Below are 19086 nucleotides of genomic sequence, written 5' to 3' on the forward strand. Positions count from 1 at the left end.
AATTATTCGGATCGATTTTTGCAATTTGCACATTAATGAATGAAGAAAAATATACCGCTAGGTTAACGATAATTATACTCCTTTTTTTAGTCCTTTCCTTCCCGGGGAAATTTTCTGCTGTGGCCCAGAGTGTTAGTAGGTCCTTTGAAACAAAAATTTCATTCCCGAAGGAGTTGAATACCCCTACCATCAATTTTAACTTACAGTCTATAGGTAACAAAAAATTTAAGCTTGTACTTGACAAACCTAATGCTCAATTAACCAATGTGAAAATTTTTGACATATTGGGGAATTTAATCCTACAGGATCAACTTTTACCGGATGATGGATTACAAAAGAATTATGACTTCACCCACCTTAACAGTAGAATCTTTGTAGTGGAAGTTGGTAATGCCAAGTACAACAAGACAAAAAGTATTTATGCCAATCCTCATGGCACAATGGAAAAAGAGGCCAATTTGGATGAATAGAAATACAAAAAGGACTTGATATCAAGTCCTTTTTGTATTTCTATAATGAATGAAATTAAATTACTTCAACAAGTTTAATTTCAAATACCAAATCTTCACCTGCTAGAGGATGATTGGCATCCAAAGTGATTTTGGCATCATCAATATGTACCACTTTCACAGGAGTGGGTTGACCTTGTTGGTTTTGGATAGATAAATCCATTCCTACTTCAGGTTTGATTTCGGCTGGCACTTGATCCAAGGGAACATCCAACATCATGTCTTCTCTTTTAGGACCATAAGCATCATCAGTTGGAATCGTAACACTTTTATCGTCTCCTACTTTCATGCCTTCTACGGCAACGTCAAATCCTTTTATCATTTTTCCATCTCCCAAAACGAACTCCAAAGGTTCTCTATCTTGTGAAGAATCGAATATAGTTCCGTCTTTCAGTTTTCCTGTGTAGTGTACCTTTACGGTATTTCCTTTAGTTGCTACAGACATAGTTTGTATTTTTTTGTTTGATGCACAAAGGTAACAGAAATATCAGGCTATTAAAAAATAAGGTCTAAGGATTGTAATAGTGTTCGAAAACGAAAAGAAAATGTTCATTTTCGTACGTTTTATCTGAAGAAAACGTACAATTTTTGCTAAATTGAGGAATAAATTGTTGGCATACTTTCAGCACTATTAAATCAAAAACAATGGAGGAGAAAAATTTAGGCAAAATATTAATTGTAGATGACAATGAGGACCTTCTTTTTGCGGCCAAAATGTTGTTGAAAAAACATGCCCGGGAAGTTTTCATAGAAAAGGATCCGAGAAGAATCCCCTTTTTGATCAATAATAATAATTATGATGTCGTATTACTCGACATGAATTTTACTGAGGACACCACTTCTGGCAAAGAAGGATTTCATTGGCTTAGAAAAATCAAGGAAATCGATCCAAAAGCAGTCGTCATCTTAATCACCGCCTTTGGGGATGTAGAAATGGCTGTGCAAGCACTTAAAGAAGGAGCTACCGATTTTATCCTAAAGCCATGGCAGAATGAAAAATTGATAGCTACTTTATCAGCAGCAATCAAGCTCAAAGAGAGTTACAATCAAGTGGACAAACTATCTAGTCGGCAGAAACAATTGCAGGCCGATATGAAAAAACCCTTTTCTGAAATCATAGGTCATAGTGCCTCTATGAAGAATGTTTTTTCAATTATAGAAAAAGTAGCAAAAACGGATGCAAATATATTGATCTTAGGAGAGAATGGGACGGGAAAGGAGCTTATAGCAAGGGCCATACATGAGCAGTCAGAGAGACATGATGAGATTTTTGTTGGCGTTGACATGGGGGCCATTACGGAAAGCCTTTTTGAAAGTGAGCTTTTTGGACACAAAAAAGGAGCCTATACCGATGCTAAGGAAGACAGGGCTGGAAGGTTTGAAGTAGCCGACAACGGCACCTTGTTTCTGGATGAAATAGGGAACCTAAGTATGCCACTTCAATCTAAATTACTCACTGTACTTCAAAAAAGAGAGGTGACCAGAATAGGAAGCAATAAATCCCTTCCGATAGATATTCGATTGATCTGCGCTACCAATATGCCTATACATGACATGATTTTAGAAAGCACTTTTCGTCAAGATTTGCTTTATAGAATCAATACGGTAGAAATATTTCTCCCTCCATTGAGAGACCGACAAGATGACATACCCATCTTGGCAGAGCACTTCCTGAAGGTTTATGCCAGTAAATATCGAAAGCAATTCAAAGGTTTAAAACACAGTGCCCATCAATTATTACAAAGGTACAGTTGGCCAGGAAATATCAGGGAACTCCAACATGCGATTGAGAGAGCGATCATCATGGCTGAGGGTGAGGAATTGGATAGCAGAGATTTCTTCTTCCTTTCGGCCAAACCTACGAATGACAAGATCAATACAAATTCTTTGAACCTTGATGAGGTGGAAAAGAACATGATTCAAAAGGCAATAGATAAAAATAGTGGCAATATTTCCAAGGCTGCAAAAGAATTAGGATTAACAAGGGCTTCACTTTACAGAAGGTTGGAAAAATATGGATTATAAAATCGGTTTACTGGGAAGGGTCTTTGTGCTTGCATTGAGTCTGTTTTTCCTGGCTTACATTATCACCAAGGATGCAGGTGCATTTGCCATTTCTTTGTTTTTCATTCTCACCTTCGTGCAATTGATTCTCCTGATAAGGTACGCAGAGAGCAGTTTCAAAAAAGTCAGGCAATTCCTCGATAACATCAAACAGAACAATTATTCTACCGTATATCCTGTAAAGTTTGATGGAACTGAAACAGATGATTTGCACATTGAATTCAATGCCATTCTAGCCAAACTTAAAGAAGACCAACTAGAGAAAGAAGCCAACTTCCAATATTTCCGCACTGTATTTCAACATCTTAGTATAGGCCTTATCACCTTTGAAGCAGATGGCAGTGTTCAGATTTTAAACACTGCAGCCAAGCGCATGCTGAACATAGATAAATTAAACCATATTCAAGAGATCTCGAAAATCAATAAGGAGCTGTACCAAGCCATAGACCATCTGAGAACAGGGGGAAGCGAACTTATCAAAATTGCGCATCCTGATGGAATTATGCAATTGTCCGTGTATGCCATTGAATTGGTTTTAAGGGATGTTAAATTCAAGTTGGTATCCTTACAGAATATCCAAAGTGAACTTGAGGAGAAGGAAATGGAGGCCTGGCAAAACCTCATTCGTGTACTCACCCATGAAATAATGAATTCAATTGCTCCTATCTCCTCATTGGCAGCAACCATTAGTTCAGACCTTAAAAGTAAAATCAAAAGCAAAGGTTCTGTAGAACAAGAAGATTTGCAGGATTATCAAATGGGTATTTCCACCATAGAAAAAAGAAGTGAAGGGCTGATCAATTTTGTAAGCGATTTTAGAAGCCTTGCCCATGTGCCAACACCTAAGTTTACTGCAATAAAAATAAGAGAGCTATTTGACCGACTGGACATACTTTTTCAAAATCAGCTTGAAGAAAAGGAAATAAAATTCACCAAAGAGATCCTCCCCAATGATCTGCTGCTTTTTGCAGATTGTGCTTTGATAGAGCAGGTACTTATCAATTTGACTCAAAATGCCATTCATGCGGTAGAAGACACGAAGCTAAAAGAAATTAAACTAGGTGCCTTTATTGATGACAATGGCAAGATCATTATTGAAGTAAAGGATACTGGTAAAGGAATAGAGGAAGAAGCCATGAACAAGATTTTCATTCCATTTTTCACTACCAAGCAAAAAGGCTCAGGGATAGGCCTAAGTTTATCCAAGCAAATAATGCGTAGACACAAAGGTAACTTACAGGTAAAGTCGAAGGTAGGGGAAGGTACTGTCTTTAAATTAATCTTTAACGCCTGATTTTGCTTATTTTGCTACTCGATTAAATTCTTTCTTTCTAATGTTTAAGTTTTTCCATTAACATTTTCTTCACACCTACCCATAATACCTTCATTAAGGTAGCACTTATATAATAATCGCTTCATAATCAGTTAATTTAAGCTAATTAAATTGCTTCCAAAACAATTCATTTTGGAAACAGATTTTAAAACAATTATTCTTTCTGACATCCACCTTGGAACCAAAGGCTCCAAAGCCAAAGAAGTGGTAAGGTTTTTAAAGCAATACAATTGCGAAAACCTGATTCTCAATGGAGACATTATAGATGGATGGCAACTTAAAAAATCAGGAAGCTGGAAGCGGAAGCACACCAGAGTATTCAATAGAATATTGAAAATGATTGATGGTAACAGCACCAAGGTGTTTTACCTGAGAGGCAATCATGATGATTTTTTGGATCAGATACTTCCCTTAGAGATTGGCAGACTTTCAATTCTCAAAGACATGGTCTATGAAAGTCATGGACGAAGGTATTTCATTACTCATGGAGATGTATTTGACAATATTACCACCAACCTTCGCTGGATCGCTTATCTTGGAGATATTGGCTATACTTTTTTACTCTGGCTCAATACCCAAGTAAACCTTTATCGTCGCAAAAAAGGCCTTCCCTATTTTTCCCTTTCTCAATATGTGAAATCAAAGGTTAAATCTGCGGTTACTTATATAGATGATTTTGAAAAAGAGCTTTGCAAAATTGCCAAATCAAAAAATTGTGATGGTATAATCTGTGGCCACATCCACAAAGCCGAAATCAGAAGGATTGAGGGGATTGACTATTATAATTCTGGAGATTGGGTAGAAACCTTAAGCGCCTTGGCAGAAGACCATGAAGGCAACTGGCAACTTATCTATTATAACGAATTGGATTTTAGTCAAATTGACAAAAACAAGGTCGTGAAAATTAAAGAAATTCCGATCAACCAAGCCAAGAACTTTTACTAAAGGCAAGAATGAAATTTTTATTTATCGTTCAGGGAGAGGGTCGGGGACACATGACACAGGCCCAGGTGCTAAGGGATGTGCTGGAAAAGCAAGGTCATAGCATAGTGGCCGTTATCTTGGGTAGCAGTAACAGACGGAAAGCACCCTCCTATTTTTTAGAGGATTTCCAATGCCCCATCTATCGATATCCAAGCCCTAACTTTATTACAGACAAGGCCAACAAATCAATTAAGCTAGGCGCTACAATTATAGAAAATTTAAAGAAGTCTCCCCTTTTCATAAGGAGTTTGAAGCAGATGGATGAGCAAATCAGGTTCTACCAACCTGATGGCATTGTTAACTTCTATGATATCCTGGGAGGTATCTACAATTTTATATACAAACCAAAAGCCAAATTTATTGCCATAGGCCACCAATACCTAATATATCACCCAGATTTCACCTTTGCTAAGAGGGGAAATGTCAATAGGTTTTTGTTTAAGCTAAATACAAAAATAACCTGCCATCATGCAGATATAAAAATAGCCTTATCCCTATGGCAATCTTCCAAAAACAGCCCAGACACCAAGTTAAAGGTATGGCCTCCACTTGTTAAAAAGGTCATAAAGAACGCACAAGTAAGTACAGGAGATTTTTATTTGGCCTATGTGGTGAATCCTGGATATGCCCAGGAATTGATTCAATCTGCAAAAGAAAATCCACAGTCAAAGATAGAAGCGTTTTGGGACAATACAGGTGTTAGAGATGGCTTTAAGGCATTACCCAACCTGACCTTTCATCAAATCGATGAGAAGCTATTTATTGAAAAAATGGCGGCATGTAAAGGCTTTCTTACCACTGCCGGTTTTGAGTCCATAGGAGAAGCAATGTTCTTGGGGAAACCCAGCCTTATGGTGCCAGTTAAAGGACAATACGAACAACAATGCAACGCACTGGATGCTGAGAAGGCTGGTGCAGGAAAAGCCAACAAGACTTTTGACCTAGGGGTATTGGATAAATACATGGAAAGCGCACAGCAAAATCAAAAAGGTGAGGACTTTAAAGCATGGCAAAGTTCACTGGAAGCCCTTGCTTTAGACATGTTGAATGAAATATTCTATAATAAGAAAGAAAAAGTTTATTAGGGCTATTAGGAAAAATAAGTCCAATAGCCATAGGATTTACGTCGCACCAAGTTCAATGTGTCATTTCTGGTTCTAAAACGGTTTTGATAAATCATGGCATGTCTATTATCTAATTCGGGGCTAAACAGCATTTTTCAGGCCTTTCATTCAAAAAAAACCTTGTTGTTTGAAAAAAAAATAAAATACAAGTCAGAAATTTTGGCATAAAGAAATCTAAATAGGTTAAATTCGCTCTTTATTAATTTGGCGTTAGATACCCATGAATATAGAGTTAAAGCGATTGAAGGAAGACCGGGAAAAGACCCGGCATTGGAAAAAGTGGGGTCCTTACCTTACTGAAAGGCAATGGGGAACTGTTCGGGAAGATTATAGTCCAGATGGGTCAGCTTGGGAAAATGTAACCCACGACGACGCAAGAAGTAAGGCGTATCGTTGGGGAGAAGAAGGCATCGGAGGAATTAGCGACAACAAACAAAAACTATGCATTGCATGGGCTTTTTGGAATGGCAAGGATGAAATGATCAAAGAAAGGTTATTTGGCCTAACTGGAAATCAGGGGAACCATGGTGAAGATGTAAAGGAGTTGTACTATTACTTGGACTCCTCTCCCACACATAGTTACATGAAAATGCTCTACAAGTATCCACAGAGCAAATTCCCTTACAAAGAACTCCTTGATGAAAATCATAGAAGAGGAAAAAACGATAAAGAATACGAGCTTTTAGATACTGGTGTCTTTGATAACAATGCCTATTTCGATATTTATTTGGAATATGCCAAAGAAGATATTGAAGACATTGTTTGTAAAGCCACCATACATAATAGAGGTTCTGAGGAAGCTACCATTTGTGTTATGCCTACCATTTGGTTTAGAAAAACCTGGTTTACAGGAGATGAACCATTTATCCCCACTTTAAGAAAAAATGGGGAAAATAAGATTAAAGCATTTTCTCCTAAATCAGGTAATTATAGCTTTATCTTTCAGGGAGAGCCTGAGTTGAAATTCTGTGACAATGAAACCAATAGAGAACGGTTATATCACATAGGTAATCAGAAAAAATACCTTAAGGATGCCATCAATGATTATGTCATTAATGGAGAAGTGGTTCACCTGAACCCAAATAATTCGGGAACAAAGTCCGCTGCTATTTACAATTTGACAATTCCAGCTGGAGGAAAGTCAGAGGTCATTTTCAGAATGCAAAAAATGCAAACTGAAGACCCAATTGAGCATGCTGAAGAAATACTAAAAAACCGGATTGAGGACACGGAAACCTTTTATGGAGTCCTACAGGGAAGAGTAAAAGACGATCAAATGCGTATGATCCAAAGACAAGCCTACGCAGGCATGCTATGGACCAAGCAATTCTATTATTATAATGTAGAGCGTTGGTTGGAAGGAGACTCAGGAAGATATCAGCCACCTCAGGAAAGGAAATCTGGAAGAAATAGCAATTGGCGCCATCTTCAGAATTACGATATAATCTCCATGCCAGACAAATGGGAATACCCATGGTATGCAGCCTGGGACCTGGCTTTCCATACCATCCCACTTGCCCGATTGGATCCGGATTTCGCAAAAGATCAATTGCTTGTATTGCTGAATGATTGGTACATGCATCCCAATGGGCAAATGCCTGCCTATGAATGGAATTTTAACGATGTCAACCCTCCTGTCCATGCCTGGGCTGTACAGCGGGTATATCAGATCGATAGAAAAAACAACGAAAATAAAGTTGGGGATCATGAATTCCTAGAGAGGGCATTTCACAAACTGCTATTAAATTTCACTTGGTGGGTTAATCAAAAAGATGAAGAAGGCAAGAATATTTTTGAGGGTGGATTCCTTGGACTTGACAATATAAGTGTATTTGACAGAAGCCATGTAGACAAGTTTTTCGGTAAGCTAGAACAAGCAGATGCCACCTCTTGGATGGCCATGTTTAGTCTGAATATGCTCAGAATCTCACTGGATCTCTGTGAATTTAACAAAGTTTACCAGCATACTGCCACTAAATTCCTAGAACACTTTCTCAATATAGCTGGTGCCATGAGCAATATCTCAAAGGATAACATTAGCCTTTGGGACGATGAAGATAACTTCTTTTATGATGTGCTGCACCTTTCAGGGGAGGAACCCAAGCTTATGAAGGTAAAGTCCATTGTAGGCATTATTCCAATGTTTGCTGTGGAACCTATTCGGGAAGAATTATTTGATGATTTACCGGAATTTAAGAAGAGGCTGGATTTTTTCTTTAAAGAAAGACCAAAATTGGCCGCTCTTGTTTCAAACTGGATTCATCCGGGTAGAGATAAAAGGAGGCTTTTCTCATTATTAAGAGGCCATCGCATGAAAAGCATTCTCAATAAAATGCTTGATGAAAAGGAATTTCTGTCTGAATTTGGAATTAGATCACTTTCCAAAGACCATTTGGAACATCCTTACTCGGTACAAATCAACGGCAATAAATTTTCCATTAGGTATGCCCCAGGCGAATCCGAAACAACAATGTTTGGAGGGAATAGCAACTGGCGTGGTCCAATATGGTTTCCTATCAATTATTTGATAATTGAGTCCCTGAAAAAATTTGATTACTATTATGGAGGTACTTTCTCCATTGAGTACCCTACAGGATCAGGAAAATACATCACCTTGGATCTGATAGCTAAAGAATTATCCCTTAGGCTGATCAATATCTTTATGAAAGATAAAGACGGAAATCGCCCAATTTATGCAGATAATGAAAAAATGCAAAAAGACCCTCATTTCCAGGACCTAATTCTTTTTTACGAATATTTCCATGGAGACAATGGTCGGGGCTTAGGTGCCTCTCACCAAACAGGTTGGACTGGCTTGGTTGCCGAATTGATTCATAAATACCATAAAGAACAGGAATTTTATCCCAATGCTGCTACCGAATTTAGTTCCTAATAGATTAGAAGCCGGATGTGATGAGGTAGGCAGGGGTTGCCTTTGTGGACCAGTGACTGCTGCTGCCGTTATCCTTCCGGAGGATTACGCCAACGAATGGATCAATGACTCCAAGAAACTTACAAAAGGCAACCGAGAAAAGCTCACAGAAGAAATAAAAGCCAATTCCTTGACTTGGGCCATTGCCAGTGCCACAGTTGAAGAAATCGACGAAATCAATATCTTAAACGCCTCCTTTCTGGCAATGAACAGGGCCATTGAGGCCTTAAAAATCAAACCTGAATTTTTGTTAATCGACGGCAATAGGTTCAATCCAATACATGACATACCCTATGAATGTATCATTAAGGGGGATGGAAAATATGCCAGCATAGCTGCTGCTTCCATTCTGGCAAAAACTTATAGAGATGACTTAATGGCCAATCTTGCAGTAGACTTCCCCGGATATGGCTGGGAGAAGAATGTTGGCTATCCCACCAAGTCCCATAGATTGGGGATTAAAGAATTTGGACCTACTCCTCACCATAGGCAATCATTCAAATTGCTACCCGAGTAAATCAGACTAGAACATTACTTAATGTCCCAGTCTAGAAAGCTTTTGGGAATATTTTCAACGATGTCAGAAGCCATGGTCCCCCTTCTCAGTGCCTTTCCTGCCAGTTCACCGGCATGTCCATGATGGAATACCCCACATATGGCTGCCTGTTTCATGGTATAACCTTGTCCTAAAAAAGAAGTAAGCATACCAGTAAGCACATCTCCTGATCCACCAGTAGCCATATAAACCGTTCCAGAATTATTGAAGACCTGGCTTCCATCAGGGAAGCTTAGCACACTGAAAGCTCCTTTTAAAACCAAGCTACAATTGTGTTTCATACAAAATTCTTTCGCCAATTCAATGCGCTGTAAGTGGTTTTCGGACTTCACCCCTGTCAGCCGCTCAAATTCTTTCAAATGTGGGGTGAGGATCACATTTGAATGCAATAAGTTGATCCAATCCCGCTTCTCTCCTAAAATATTGATGGCATCAGCATCCACAACAGTGGGGCCAGCATAGGATTTAAGGACTTTACTCACAAGTTTTTGAGCATTTTCTCCTGTACCTAAGCCAGGACCAATCCCAATGGCATCTATTCCTGAAAACTCGAGGTTGGTATCAATGTCCCTCTCTAAAGAAGGGGGCAATACCATGGCCTCGGGAATGGAAGATTGAACAATATTTACTCCGCATCCTGGCACTTTGCAAAACACAAGCCCCGCCCCTGTACGCAAGGAAGCCTTTATGCTAAGGCAAATAGAACCCATTTTGCCATAGCTTCCTCCGATCAATACAATACGGCCGAAATCTCCTTTATGACTAAACGAATGGAATTTCTTATGATAACTTAAAAGAGATTCACCTGAGAAAAAACGATAGCTAGAAGAAAAAGAATCAAAGTGCTTAGGCTCCATTCCTATTTTTTTGATCACCAATTCACCTACATATTTGGCATGTTCTGGAAAAAGCAGGGACAACTTAGGAAATTGAAAACTAACCGTATGATCAGCATGAAACACCTCACCATCAGCCGGAGTATCCGAAGGAAGGCCAGAAGGCATATCAACGCTGATTTTTACACCTTGTTCCTTGTTAAGCTTTTGAACCAAGTCGAGGTACTCCCCTTCAAGTGCTCGGTTTATCCCTACGCCAAAAATGGCATCAATGGTGATTTCAGCGGATTTTAATTCTCTCCAATTGCTTAGAGCTATGCTTCTTGGCAATTCTTTAAGGTTATTGATAAAATCAATTGACCCTTTTTCAGGATTACCTATTATCGCAACATTTATAACATAACCTTGTTCGGACAACAACCTGGCAATGGCCAGTCCATCCCCTCCATTATTTCCCGTACCACAGCAAATATTTATCTTGCAGCCTTTCTTGAAATGCGCAATAAACCATTGGCAAAATTCATTTGCGGCCCTTTCCATCAATTCATAGGGAGTAATGCCCGATGCCTGGACATACAATTTATCAAGTTCCTTTACTTGACTTCCTGATATTATTTTTTGCATAAGTAGATAAAATAAAACCAATGGTTAATTAAGGCCAGTTCAAGTGCTGGTGAAGAAAATCAAACACGCCCTTGTTTCGCGAAGCATGACCTCCATTGAAATATTCGATGTTGGTATTATTCCCTTTGCCAAATTGAGTGTAAAGGGACCTGACTTTTTCGTATTCATAGGCCACCCATTCATCCGGCTGAACCAGGTCATGCCTGCCTCTTTCTACCATAAAAGGTCTGGGGAATATCAAATAAGCCATTTCCGCATAACTAAAGGTATTCCCCATGTTGAAATAAGGCATTTCCCATTCTATGGTATGCATAAAACTGTTATAAAAAGAGGTGTCGGCAACCTTCCTCGTCCAATCTCCAAAATCTGCTGAACACACGGAGAGGGCATAACCTTCCAGTATAGAGGGGATTCTCATGGCAGTTTCTCCACCGTAACTTTTCCCATAGAATGCGATACGGCTTTTGTCCACAAAGGGTAAGTCCCCCAAAAAAGCCAAGTATTGCTCATGTTGGGCCAAAACAAATGAAAACAGACTTTTCCCTATAGTATTGGCTTTTCTATCCAGCCAGCGATATCTGTCTTCACCTGAAAACAAACCATAGGGTAAAAACACAACGAAGCCTTCTTCGGCCAGCCTTGCCGCCATATTATTATAACTCGTATGCCCTTCAATTACGATCTCAGGCACACCATTTCTCCCATGTTGGACCACTACAACCGGACGCTGCTCACCTTTGCTAATGTCCTTGGGTAGCAAGAGTATCCCTCCACCTCCAAATTCTGGAAAAACATCCAAGGCAATGGAATATCCTTTCCACTTTTCATTTTCATATACCTGAATACTGCTTGGATTTCCCGGCAATAAATCATCGGAAAAGCTTCCGATCACTTCATCTTTAAAATATTCTCTGTACTTCTGGCTCTCTTTTTTAAATTGATCCGGTTTTTCATAAGGATGATAGCTTTTGGTACTCCATTCTTTATTTGCCCAGTTGGGCATCACTTGATGCAGGTAAAATTCATTTCTTGTAGCTGGCGATAAATGGACCAGTTGTTGAACGTAAGCTTCCATCCCATTCCTTATCCTAAGCTGTCTCTCCTTGGGGTCAAAGTCTTTTCTTTGGTCAATAGGCTTATCGACGGAAAGGTCAAGGTTTCCCTCTATTCTCATAAAATCCACCAGAGCGTTGAGTCCATTCATTGATCCGAAAGCAATGGATGTTCTGTTTTTCCCTGTCACCAATAGCCTACTATCCTTGATGTTTTTCTCAATAAGGGATATTCGGTTAAATACTTCCTGCAAAGTCTTGAAATCTGTCTGTGTAAGGGCCCCTTTGTATCCTGAATAACTAAAGGGATCATACTCCTTAGGTTTCTGGGTAGGGAAAATGACTTCTTCCGGCAGTTGGCTGTGCTCAATCACCAGGCCTCTTGGCGCCACCATAGCAGCCAATTCAGCATCACCAAAATGAGTAGAAAAATCCCAGATATTTCTATAAATAGGCTCATCCCATTTCTCCTGTTGTTGGCCAAAATAACCAGAGACAAGACTTGCGTCAATGTTTGTATCCAAAGCCGCAGCCAACAATGCTATTAATCCTCCTTCACCAAAACCTGCCAAACCAATTTTATCAGCCCCTTGCTCTTGCCAATATTGACTGATCGCCAACACATGCTGCACCTCAAACCCAATCAGGTGTTTACCCATTTGAAAGGCCTGTCTATAGATCCATTCCCTAGCCGATTGGTCTTTTTCTAGCACTTCTCTATTGATCAAAGTAGGAACGATGACTTCAAAGCCATTTTCAGCCAAATGCCTGGCCATTTGAGATCCTTCTGCTATGCCCGGAGCCAGCCCTGCCAGTTGTTCGGGAATTTGATCTGCATCAGGCAAGACAATGAAATGCCCTTTTGGATTGACCTTAGGCTTAAGTAAAAGCCCCTCTCCAAACACTCCTTCGAGAACAGGCCACTTGATCTGGTAGATGGTGTATTTATTTGTTTCTGCTACTTCAACGGGATCCGAAACATTGGCTATTAATTCAATTTTATTAACTTTTACCGGTTGGGTTGCTATCCCTAAAATAGACCTTAATTTATCCCGCTTTTCTGATAGAAAGTGCTCTTTTCGTTCCTTTGAGGAGAATCCAATTGTCCAGTCCCGCATTCTTTCTGTATTGGCCTCTTGAATTTTCAAATCCACAAAACGGTGCGCGCCATCCAATAATTCTCTGGAAAAAGCTTCTTGGGAAACAGGGGCAATTCCCTCTCGCGTGCCTGGTAACACTTGAGGAAGGCTGTCGACCAAAGAAAAACCACTATAGAAAAGTAGTAGTGATAAATTTATCATAATGGGTCTTGGGAATAGCTAATAATTAAAAGGTAAAATAATAAATGACTGCTCCAAAAACTAATAATGAATTGATTTACAATCTTAAAACCCTCAGTAGGAATAGAAAATAATTAATACTTAGTTTAAATAATAAATATTAAGAACTATTTTTGCCCGATACAATTTCAATAGGGGTGCATAGAAGGTTCTTGTTAAAAAAACTCCAATAACCACCCCCAATAAACCAAATTCATGCGCAAATCCTTTTATTTTTTCACTGCAATTTTCCTCTTTTCCACTTTGCATGCTTTTGGTCAATGTAGAATCATCAATAATTCAGACCCCTACGAACTTTTACTAAGTGAAGGCCTTAGCCCCACATTTGAGTTTAATATCCCAGAAGGCGTCACTGTGACCTCCATTAAGGTGTCTATAGAAAATTACAGCCATAGTCCAGAGTATTCTAGATCAAGAATCAGGTCATACAAAGACATAAGTTCCAGCTTCTTCAAAGAGGATGGTGTCATTGAGGTTTTAAAAACACCAATAACAGGACCGTCTATTCAGGACATACAAATTGAAAGCGGTTTATACGATGAATGTGGAATTATTGGGGACTTTGTGAAATTTGACTGGATGGTAAGCATAGAAGCTACCGGAACCGATGGGACCTTAATTAATTTTTCCGATCCTTTATCAGATTACTTATCAAAGCCTGATCACTTGGGAAGTGTGTACAATGGTACAAACTATGTTCAAGGAAGCATAGATCTAATTAGATCAACCTGGGGTGAAGAAATTGTAGCTTACCCTGACCTGGATAGAGATGGCTTTGGTGATGCAAATGCTGAAGCCGTTTTAATTTGTGATGAATACTGTTCAGATTATGCAACCAATAATCTTGATTGTGATGACTCTTTTCCAAATATCAATCCAGATCAAGCGGAAATCCCATACAATGGCATAGATGACGATTGTGATCCAAATACACTAGACGATGACCTTGATAAAGATGGCTTTAATGCGGAAGAAGATTGTGACGATAACAATCCAAACATAAACCCCAACCAGACTGAAATTCCTTACAATGGAATAGACGATGATTGTGATCCAAATACGTTGGATGATGACCTGGATAAAGATGGCTTTAATAAGGAAGAAGATTGTGACGATAACAATCCAAACATAAACCCAGATCAAACAGAAATCCCTTACAATGGAATGGACGATGACTGTGATCCAAATACGTTGGATGATGACCTGGATAAAGATGGCTTTAATGAGGAAGAAGATTGTGACGATAACAATCCAAACATAAACCCAGATCAAACGGAAATTCCTTACAACGGAATAGATGATGACTGTGATCCAAATACTTTAGATGATGACCTGGACGAAGATGGCTTTATTGCAGCAGATGATTGTGACGACACCAATCCAAACATAAACCCAGATCAAATGGAAATCCCTTACAATGGGATAGACGACGATTGCAACCAAAACACCTTAGATGATGACCTGGATGAAGATGGTTTTATTGCGATAAAAGATTGTGACGATAGCAATCCAAACATAAACCCAGACCAAACGGAAATCCCTTACAATGGAATAGATGATGATTGCAACCCAAATACTTTAGATGATGATTTGGATGAAGATGGTTTTATTGCAGCAAATGATTGTGACGATACCAATCCGAACATAAACCCCAACCAGACTGAAATTCCTTACAACGGAATAGATGATGACTGTGATCCAAATACTTTAGATGATGACCTGGATAAAGATGGCTTTAATGCTGCCGAAGATTGTGATGATACAAATGCCAATGTAAATCCTGATCAAACTGAAATCCCGTACAATGGGATAGACGACGATTGCGATCCAAATACTTTAGACGACGACCTAGATGAAGATGGCTTTATCGCAACAAATGATTGTGATGACTCCAATCCAAACATAAACCCAGACCAGACTGAAATTCCGTACAATGGGATAGATGATGACTGTAATCCAGAAACCCTAGACGATGATCTGGATGAAGATGGTTTTCTTAAAGAGAATGATTGTGATGATGAAAACCCTGGTATCAACCCTGACCAAATAGACATTCCAAACAATAACATAGATGAAAATTGTGATGGTTCAGACTTGATTGTAACCTCTCTTGAAGATTCGACTCATCCCATCAAAGTATTCCCAAATCCTACCGCTAGATTCATAGAAATTGGCGGGGAAAATGGTGGTACTTATTTAATACAACTGTTTGACACCTCCGGAAAGCTTATTCTATCCACTGCCAATTCCAATAGAATAGACTTGATCGGGCTTGCAAATGGCAGCTATATAATTAAGGTTCACAAAGCATTTGGTAAACCCCTTGTCAAGAAGATTATAGTGGAAAAATAAACCTGGTACAAATGATTCTTCCCTGTATAGATTATTACGGGTTTAAGTAATCCTCCTTCCATTTCCAAGGATAAAGTAAATGTCGGCTGCTATTTTCCTAAAAGAGTCGGCGTTTCTGATGACATGGTTATGAAATCATGATGGTATAGGCGTTTTTCATTGCGCCTATACCATCATGAATCGCATCATTAGATTTTTAAACAATCAAAATGCCATGAATATGATTCGGCATGATGATAATATTGCCCACTACCACAAATGGGCAATGAAAGGATATTCCCGACCAAATTTGTTCGGCACAGGTACCTAATGGATTCAATCGAATTTTTTCATACGAAATGGTATCAAAACACCTTCATGCTCTTTGGTGTCTTTTTTTGTGTAACAGGAATCGTATTTTTTTTGATGTTAACTTACATTTAACATTTAAAAATGGCCCAAATCAACTGGTTTTCAGTCATTAATTAGAAAGCAGGTTTATGACATAAAAACCACCAACCATTGGCCTGCTTTTAAAATTAGTAATAATGAAATCTTGAATATGAAAATCAACCTATACAAAAATACAGCCTGGGTTTTTGCCCTACTCTTAATCGTCTTTGCTTGTTCTGAAACCAAAAAACAACAGCACAGTACATCCAAAGAACTTATCAGCAAAAAGGTCTCCGAGCTTTACAATACGAAGTCAGTTGAAGAACTCCATGCCCTTACTTATGAGGAAGCATTTGGCTTGTTTACCGAAGAAGAGCTTGAAACACTTGCCAGTGCTCATTGGACCTTTAATGTAAATGTACCTGTGGTAGTATCTGTAATCAGAAGCAAAAAGCAAGAAAGGCTACCCTTTTGGCTCAAGGAAAGTGGCTTTGTGAAAACCGAAATGACCATGCACAACGAAATGACGGATTATGAGGTATGGCAAAAGAATTTTGACAAAGGCCAGGTTGGACTAGGGATCAATGGATTGGAAAACTACAGTTACCATTATTTTGTAAGTGTGGCCCCACAGAATAAAAATGAGCAATTGACCATTAGTGACATCTATCCGGAAACTGATTTTATCGGCACCATGGATGACGGGGCTTTTGTTTATGGGGACTGGGATGAACTGGTACTGTTTGAGGTACCTGAGGCATTAAAAGGCCAACAAATGCTTACGACAGTTCGTGGACGAGGAACTGAATCACAGCTGGTCAATGCTTTTCGAACCACCAAATTTCCTGCTGCAGAAAAAGCAGATCAAATCATGTTGACCTGGAGTGCTGATCCCACCACAACAATGGACATTCAATGGAGAACAGCTAGCTCCATAGATTCAGGCAAAGTAAGCTACCGGAAAAAAGGAGCTGAAGAGACCCTAACCGTAAAGGCTGAAAAATACGAAATGGAAGACCTAAGGCTTGCCAATGATCGCTATGTCAATCGCTTTACTGCTCAATTGGAAAAACTGGAAGCAGGAACAACCTATGAGTACAAAATAAGTACCCAAAACAACTGGCCGGCAACTCAAACTTTTACCACCCAATCCAATGACGACAACTTTTCTTTTATCTGGTATGGCGATACTCATTTTTCTCCCATTTGGGGAAAATTAGCGAATCAGGCCTTTCAAAAACATCCGGAGGCAGCTTTTCACGCCATTGCAGGTGACCTGGTAAGTGATGGCCTGCATAGAGATCAATGGGATGAACTCTTCGAATACTCTAAGGACCTCATTTCTCAGCGACCATTTATGAATGTATTAGGGAACCATGACAACCGCATGGGGCTTGGGGCAGAGATGTACAGACAACTTTTCAGCTATCCAGCCAATGGGCCTAAGGACCTCCCTACTGAGCACACCTATGCCTTCAATTATAAAAACGCCTTGTTTCTAATGATTGATGCCACCTCAAAGGATGAGCTGCAAACCCAATGGATCGAGCAACAATTGAGTGAATCCAAGGCCACATGGAAATTTGCCATGTTCCACTTCCCTCCTTACAACTGGGAGGAGCCCTACCCTAACATTCAGAAAGAGTGGATCCCTTTATTTGACAAGTACCATGTTGACATGGTGTTTTCCGGACACATCCATTATTACATGCGTTCCAATCCCATGAAGGATGGCAAAGTCGTTGCTGACGCCAAGGATGGCACCACCTATATGATTTCCATAGGTATTCCTAGTGATCTAAGAGGCATAGGAGACGAGCCTTATGCTGAAGTCAGGTATGAGCAAGGCCCATTTTATCAGGTGCTAGACATTGACGGCAACAGCCTTACCTACACCGCCAAAGATTCCAGTGAAAATGTGATCGATGAGTTGAGGTTGGTTAAATAATTAATAGTTTATCTGCTAAAGCATTGGGCTAAAGCCCCGAAATATAAAAACCTCCTTTCTGGTCTAAGTTTAGCTAAGCGTAACTTAGACCAGAAAAGACTAGGGAGGCCAATTTCGTAAGGCTTTGTGAGCGTTAATAAGTTAATGGTTTGGCTAAAGCCACAGAAACGAGAAATCATTTAAATCCCTCAGCTAAAGCTGGGGGCTATTGAGAAACGTATCTATAGTATTTTTGCCAGAATTTGGGCTGAAGTAATCGATCAAAGAAAACAGCTCAATAGGAATGGGCTTCAGCCTATTTATTAAAGCATTACCCTATCATCCGGATTTAGCCGAAATTTAGAGAAGGAGAGTCTTTTATTATTATAAGGTTTATTGAGGCTTCTTCTGGGGATCTTGCCTTGAGTCAAAGAATGTCAATAGAATAATTTGATCATTTTTCAGCCGATAAAAGACCCGCGTTTGCTTAGTGATTTGAAAACCTCTTATTTTTTTCTCTGGTATCTCTAGTGTCCCAATTTCCGGAAACTCATAAAGTAGCCTAGTAAAGTCTTTCGTTTTTGCTATGAATGAAAGTCTTGCAGTTGAACCAAATTTAAGTTCAATGTATTCCAATATTTCACCAAACCTCTTTCGTGCTTTTTTAGTCCAAACAATTTTCATTTAAGCTCATTCCAAATGTCTTTATCGTTAATGAGATTTGCCTTATCCTCCGATTCTTCGTAAGCCTGAAGCACTTCTTTTTTTTGTTCGTCTGTCAGTTCTTTCCACAGCAGTCCATCTTCTGCGCTTTTACGCTTTTCAAGAAATCTGGAAATAGCACGTAGCAACTGTTCATCCTCAATACTATCGATTATTTTATGCAGATTCGATTTCAATTCAATTGTCCCCATAATCGTTTAATTTTCAGCACTAATTTAGTGTTTTTTTAGAATTATTATCTCAATTTTTTGAATGTTGATCTGGTCTAAGTTTAGCGAAATGTAATTTGGAGCTAAAATGCCTAGAGAGGCCAACTTCGACAGGCTCAGCCGCCGGTGCCAAATATAAAAAATTAGGC

Annotated in this window: 14 protein-coding genes; 9 read left to right on the forward strand and 5 right to left on the reverse strand. The window is 39.3% G+C overall.

The window, feature by feature from the left end:
- Positions 1 to 35 precede the first annotated feature (35 nt).
- Entirely contained in the window at positions 36 to 470 is a 435-nt protein-coding gene (locus AC13EX_RS09010) for a hypothetical protein (protein ID WP_482892416.1), read from the forward strand.
- Positions 471 to 525: 55 nt separating this feature from the next.
- Here the strand turns inward: AC13EX_RS09010 and AC13EX_RS09015 are convergent, their stop codons facing one another.
- Positions 526 to 954: an FKBP-type peptidyl-prolyl cis-trans isomerase gene (locus AC13EX_RS09015; RefSeq protein ID WP_482892417.1), complete on the reverse strand. Its 429-nt coding sequence runs from the start codon at positions 952 to 954 to the stop codon at positions 526 to 528.
- A 200-nt stretch (positions 955 to 1154) separates the two neighbouring features.
- Here AC13EX_RS09015 and AC13EX_RS09020 point away from each other — a divergent pair, with 200 nt between their 5' ends.
- From AC13EX_RS09020 to AC13EX_RS09045, 6 genes are all read left to right on the forward strand, one after another.
- Positions 1155 to 2534, forward strand: coding sequence for a sigma-54-dependent transcriptional regulator (locus AC13EX_RS09020; RefSeq protein ID WP_048642928.1), 1380 nt, complete (start codon positions 1155 to 1157; stop codon positions 2532 to 2534).
- Positions 2524 to 3867, forward strand: a complete 1344-nt coding sequence (locus AC13EX_RS09025) for a sensor histidine kinase (RefSeq protein WP_482892418.1) — start codon at positions 2524 to 2526, stop codon at positions 3865 to 3867. Before AC13EX_RS09020 ends, AC13EX_RS09025 begins: the two co-directional genes overlap by 11 nt.
- Before the next feature lie 171 nt (positions 3868 to 4038).
- A complete protein-coding gene (locus AC13EX_RS09030) occupies positions 4039 to 4851 on the forward strand; it encodes a UDP-2,3-diacylglucosamine diphosphatase (RefSeq protein ID WP_482892420.1) in 813 nt (270 codons plus the stop codon).
- A gap of 8 nt (positions 4852 to 4859) precedes the next feature.
- Positions 4860 to 5975, forward strand: coding sequence for a glycosyltransferase family protein (locus AC13EX_RS09035; protein WP_482892421.1), 1116 nt, complete (start codon positions 4860 to 4862; stop codon positions 5973 to 5975).
- Positions 5976 to 6234: 259 nt separating this feature from the next.
- On the forward strand, positions 6235 to 8907 hold the full coding sequence (locus AC13EX_RS09040) for an MGH1-like glycoside hydrolase domain-containing protein (protein WP_482892422.1): 2673 nt from the start codon (positions 6235 to 6237) through the stop codon (positions 8905 to 8907).
- Entirely contained in the window at positions 8882 to 9463 is a 582-nt protein-coding gene (locus AC13EX_RS09045) for a ribonuclease HII (RefSeq protein ID WP_048642924.1), read from the forward strand. The genes AC13EX_RS09040 and AC13EX_RS09045 overlap by 26 nt, the downstream gene beginning before the upstream one ends.
- A 14-nt stretch (positions 9464 to 9477) precedes the next feature.
- Here AC13EX_RS09045 and AC13EX_RS09050 read toward each other — a convergent pair whose 3' ends face one another.
- Together AC13EX_RS09050 and AC13EX_RS09055 are read right to left on the reverse strand one after the other, a co-directional pair.
- A complete protein-coding gene (locus AC13EX_RS09050) occupies positions 9478 to 10962 on the reverse strand; it encodes an NAD(P)H-hydrate dehydratase (protein ID WP_482892424.1) in 1485 nt (494 codons plus the stop codon).
- A gap of 28 nt (positions 10963 to 10990) precedes the next feature.
- Positions 10991 to 13315, reverse strand: coding sequence for a dienelactone hydrolase family protein (locus tag AC13EX_RS09055; protein ID WP_482892425.1), 2325 nt, complete (start codon positions 13313 to 13315; stop codon positions 10991 to 10993).
- Between the two features lie 234 nt (positions 13316 to 13549).
- On the opposite strand from AC13EX_RS09055, the gene AC13EX_RS09060 reads away from it, so the two are divergent.
- Together AC13EX_RS09060 and AC13EX_RS09065 are read left to right on the forward strand one after the other, a co-directional pair.
- On the forward strand, positions 13550 to 15706 hold the full coding sequence (locus AC13EX_RS09060) for a T9SS type A sorting domain-containing protein (protein ID WP_482892426.1): 2157 nt from the start codon (positions 13550 to 13552) through the stop codon (positions 15704 to 15706).
- Positions 15707 to 16247: 541 nt separating this feature from the next.
- Positions 16248 to 18026, forward strand: a complete 1779-nt coding sequence (locus tag AC13EX_RS09065) for a purple acid phosphatase family protein (protein WP_482892427.1) — start codon at positions 16248 to 16250, stop codon at positions 18024 to 18026.
- Between the two features lie 372 nt (positions 18027 to 18398).
- Here AC13EX_RS09065 and AC13EX_RS09070 read toward each other — a convergent pair whose 3' ends face one another.
- Positions 18399 to 18689, reverse strand: a complete 291-nt coding sequence (locus tag AC13EX_RS09070; protein ID WP_482892428.1) for a type II toxin-antitoxin system RelE/ParE family toxin — start codon at positions 18687 to 18689, stop codon at positions 18399 to 18401.
- Positions 18686 to 18919: a hypothetical protein gene (locus AC13EX_RS09075; protein ID WP_339717820.1), complete on the reverse strand. Its 234-nt coding sequence runs from the start codon at positions 18917 to 18919 to the stop codon at positions 18686 to 18688. The genes AC13EX_RS09070 and AC13EX_RS09075 overlap by 4 nt, the downstream gene beginning before the upstream one ends.
- Positions 18920 to 19086 lie beyond the last annotated feature (167 nt).

The organism is Cyclobacterium sp. L-R (assembly GCF_056859355.1).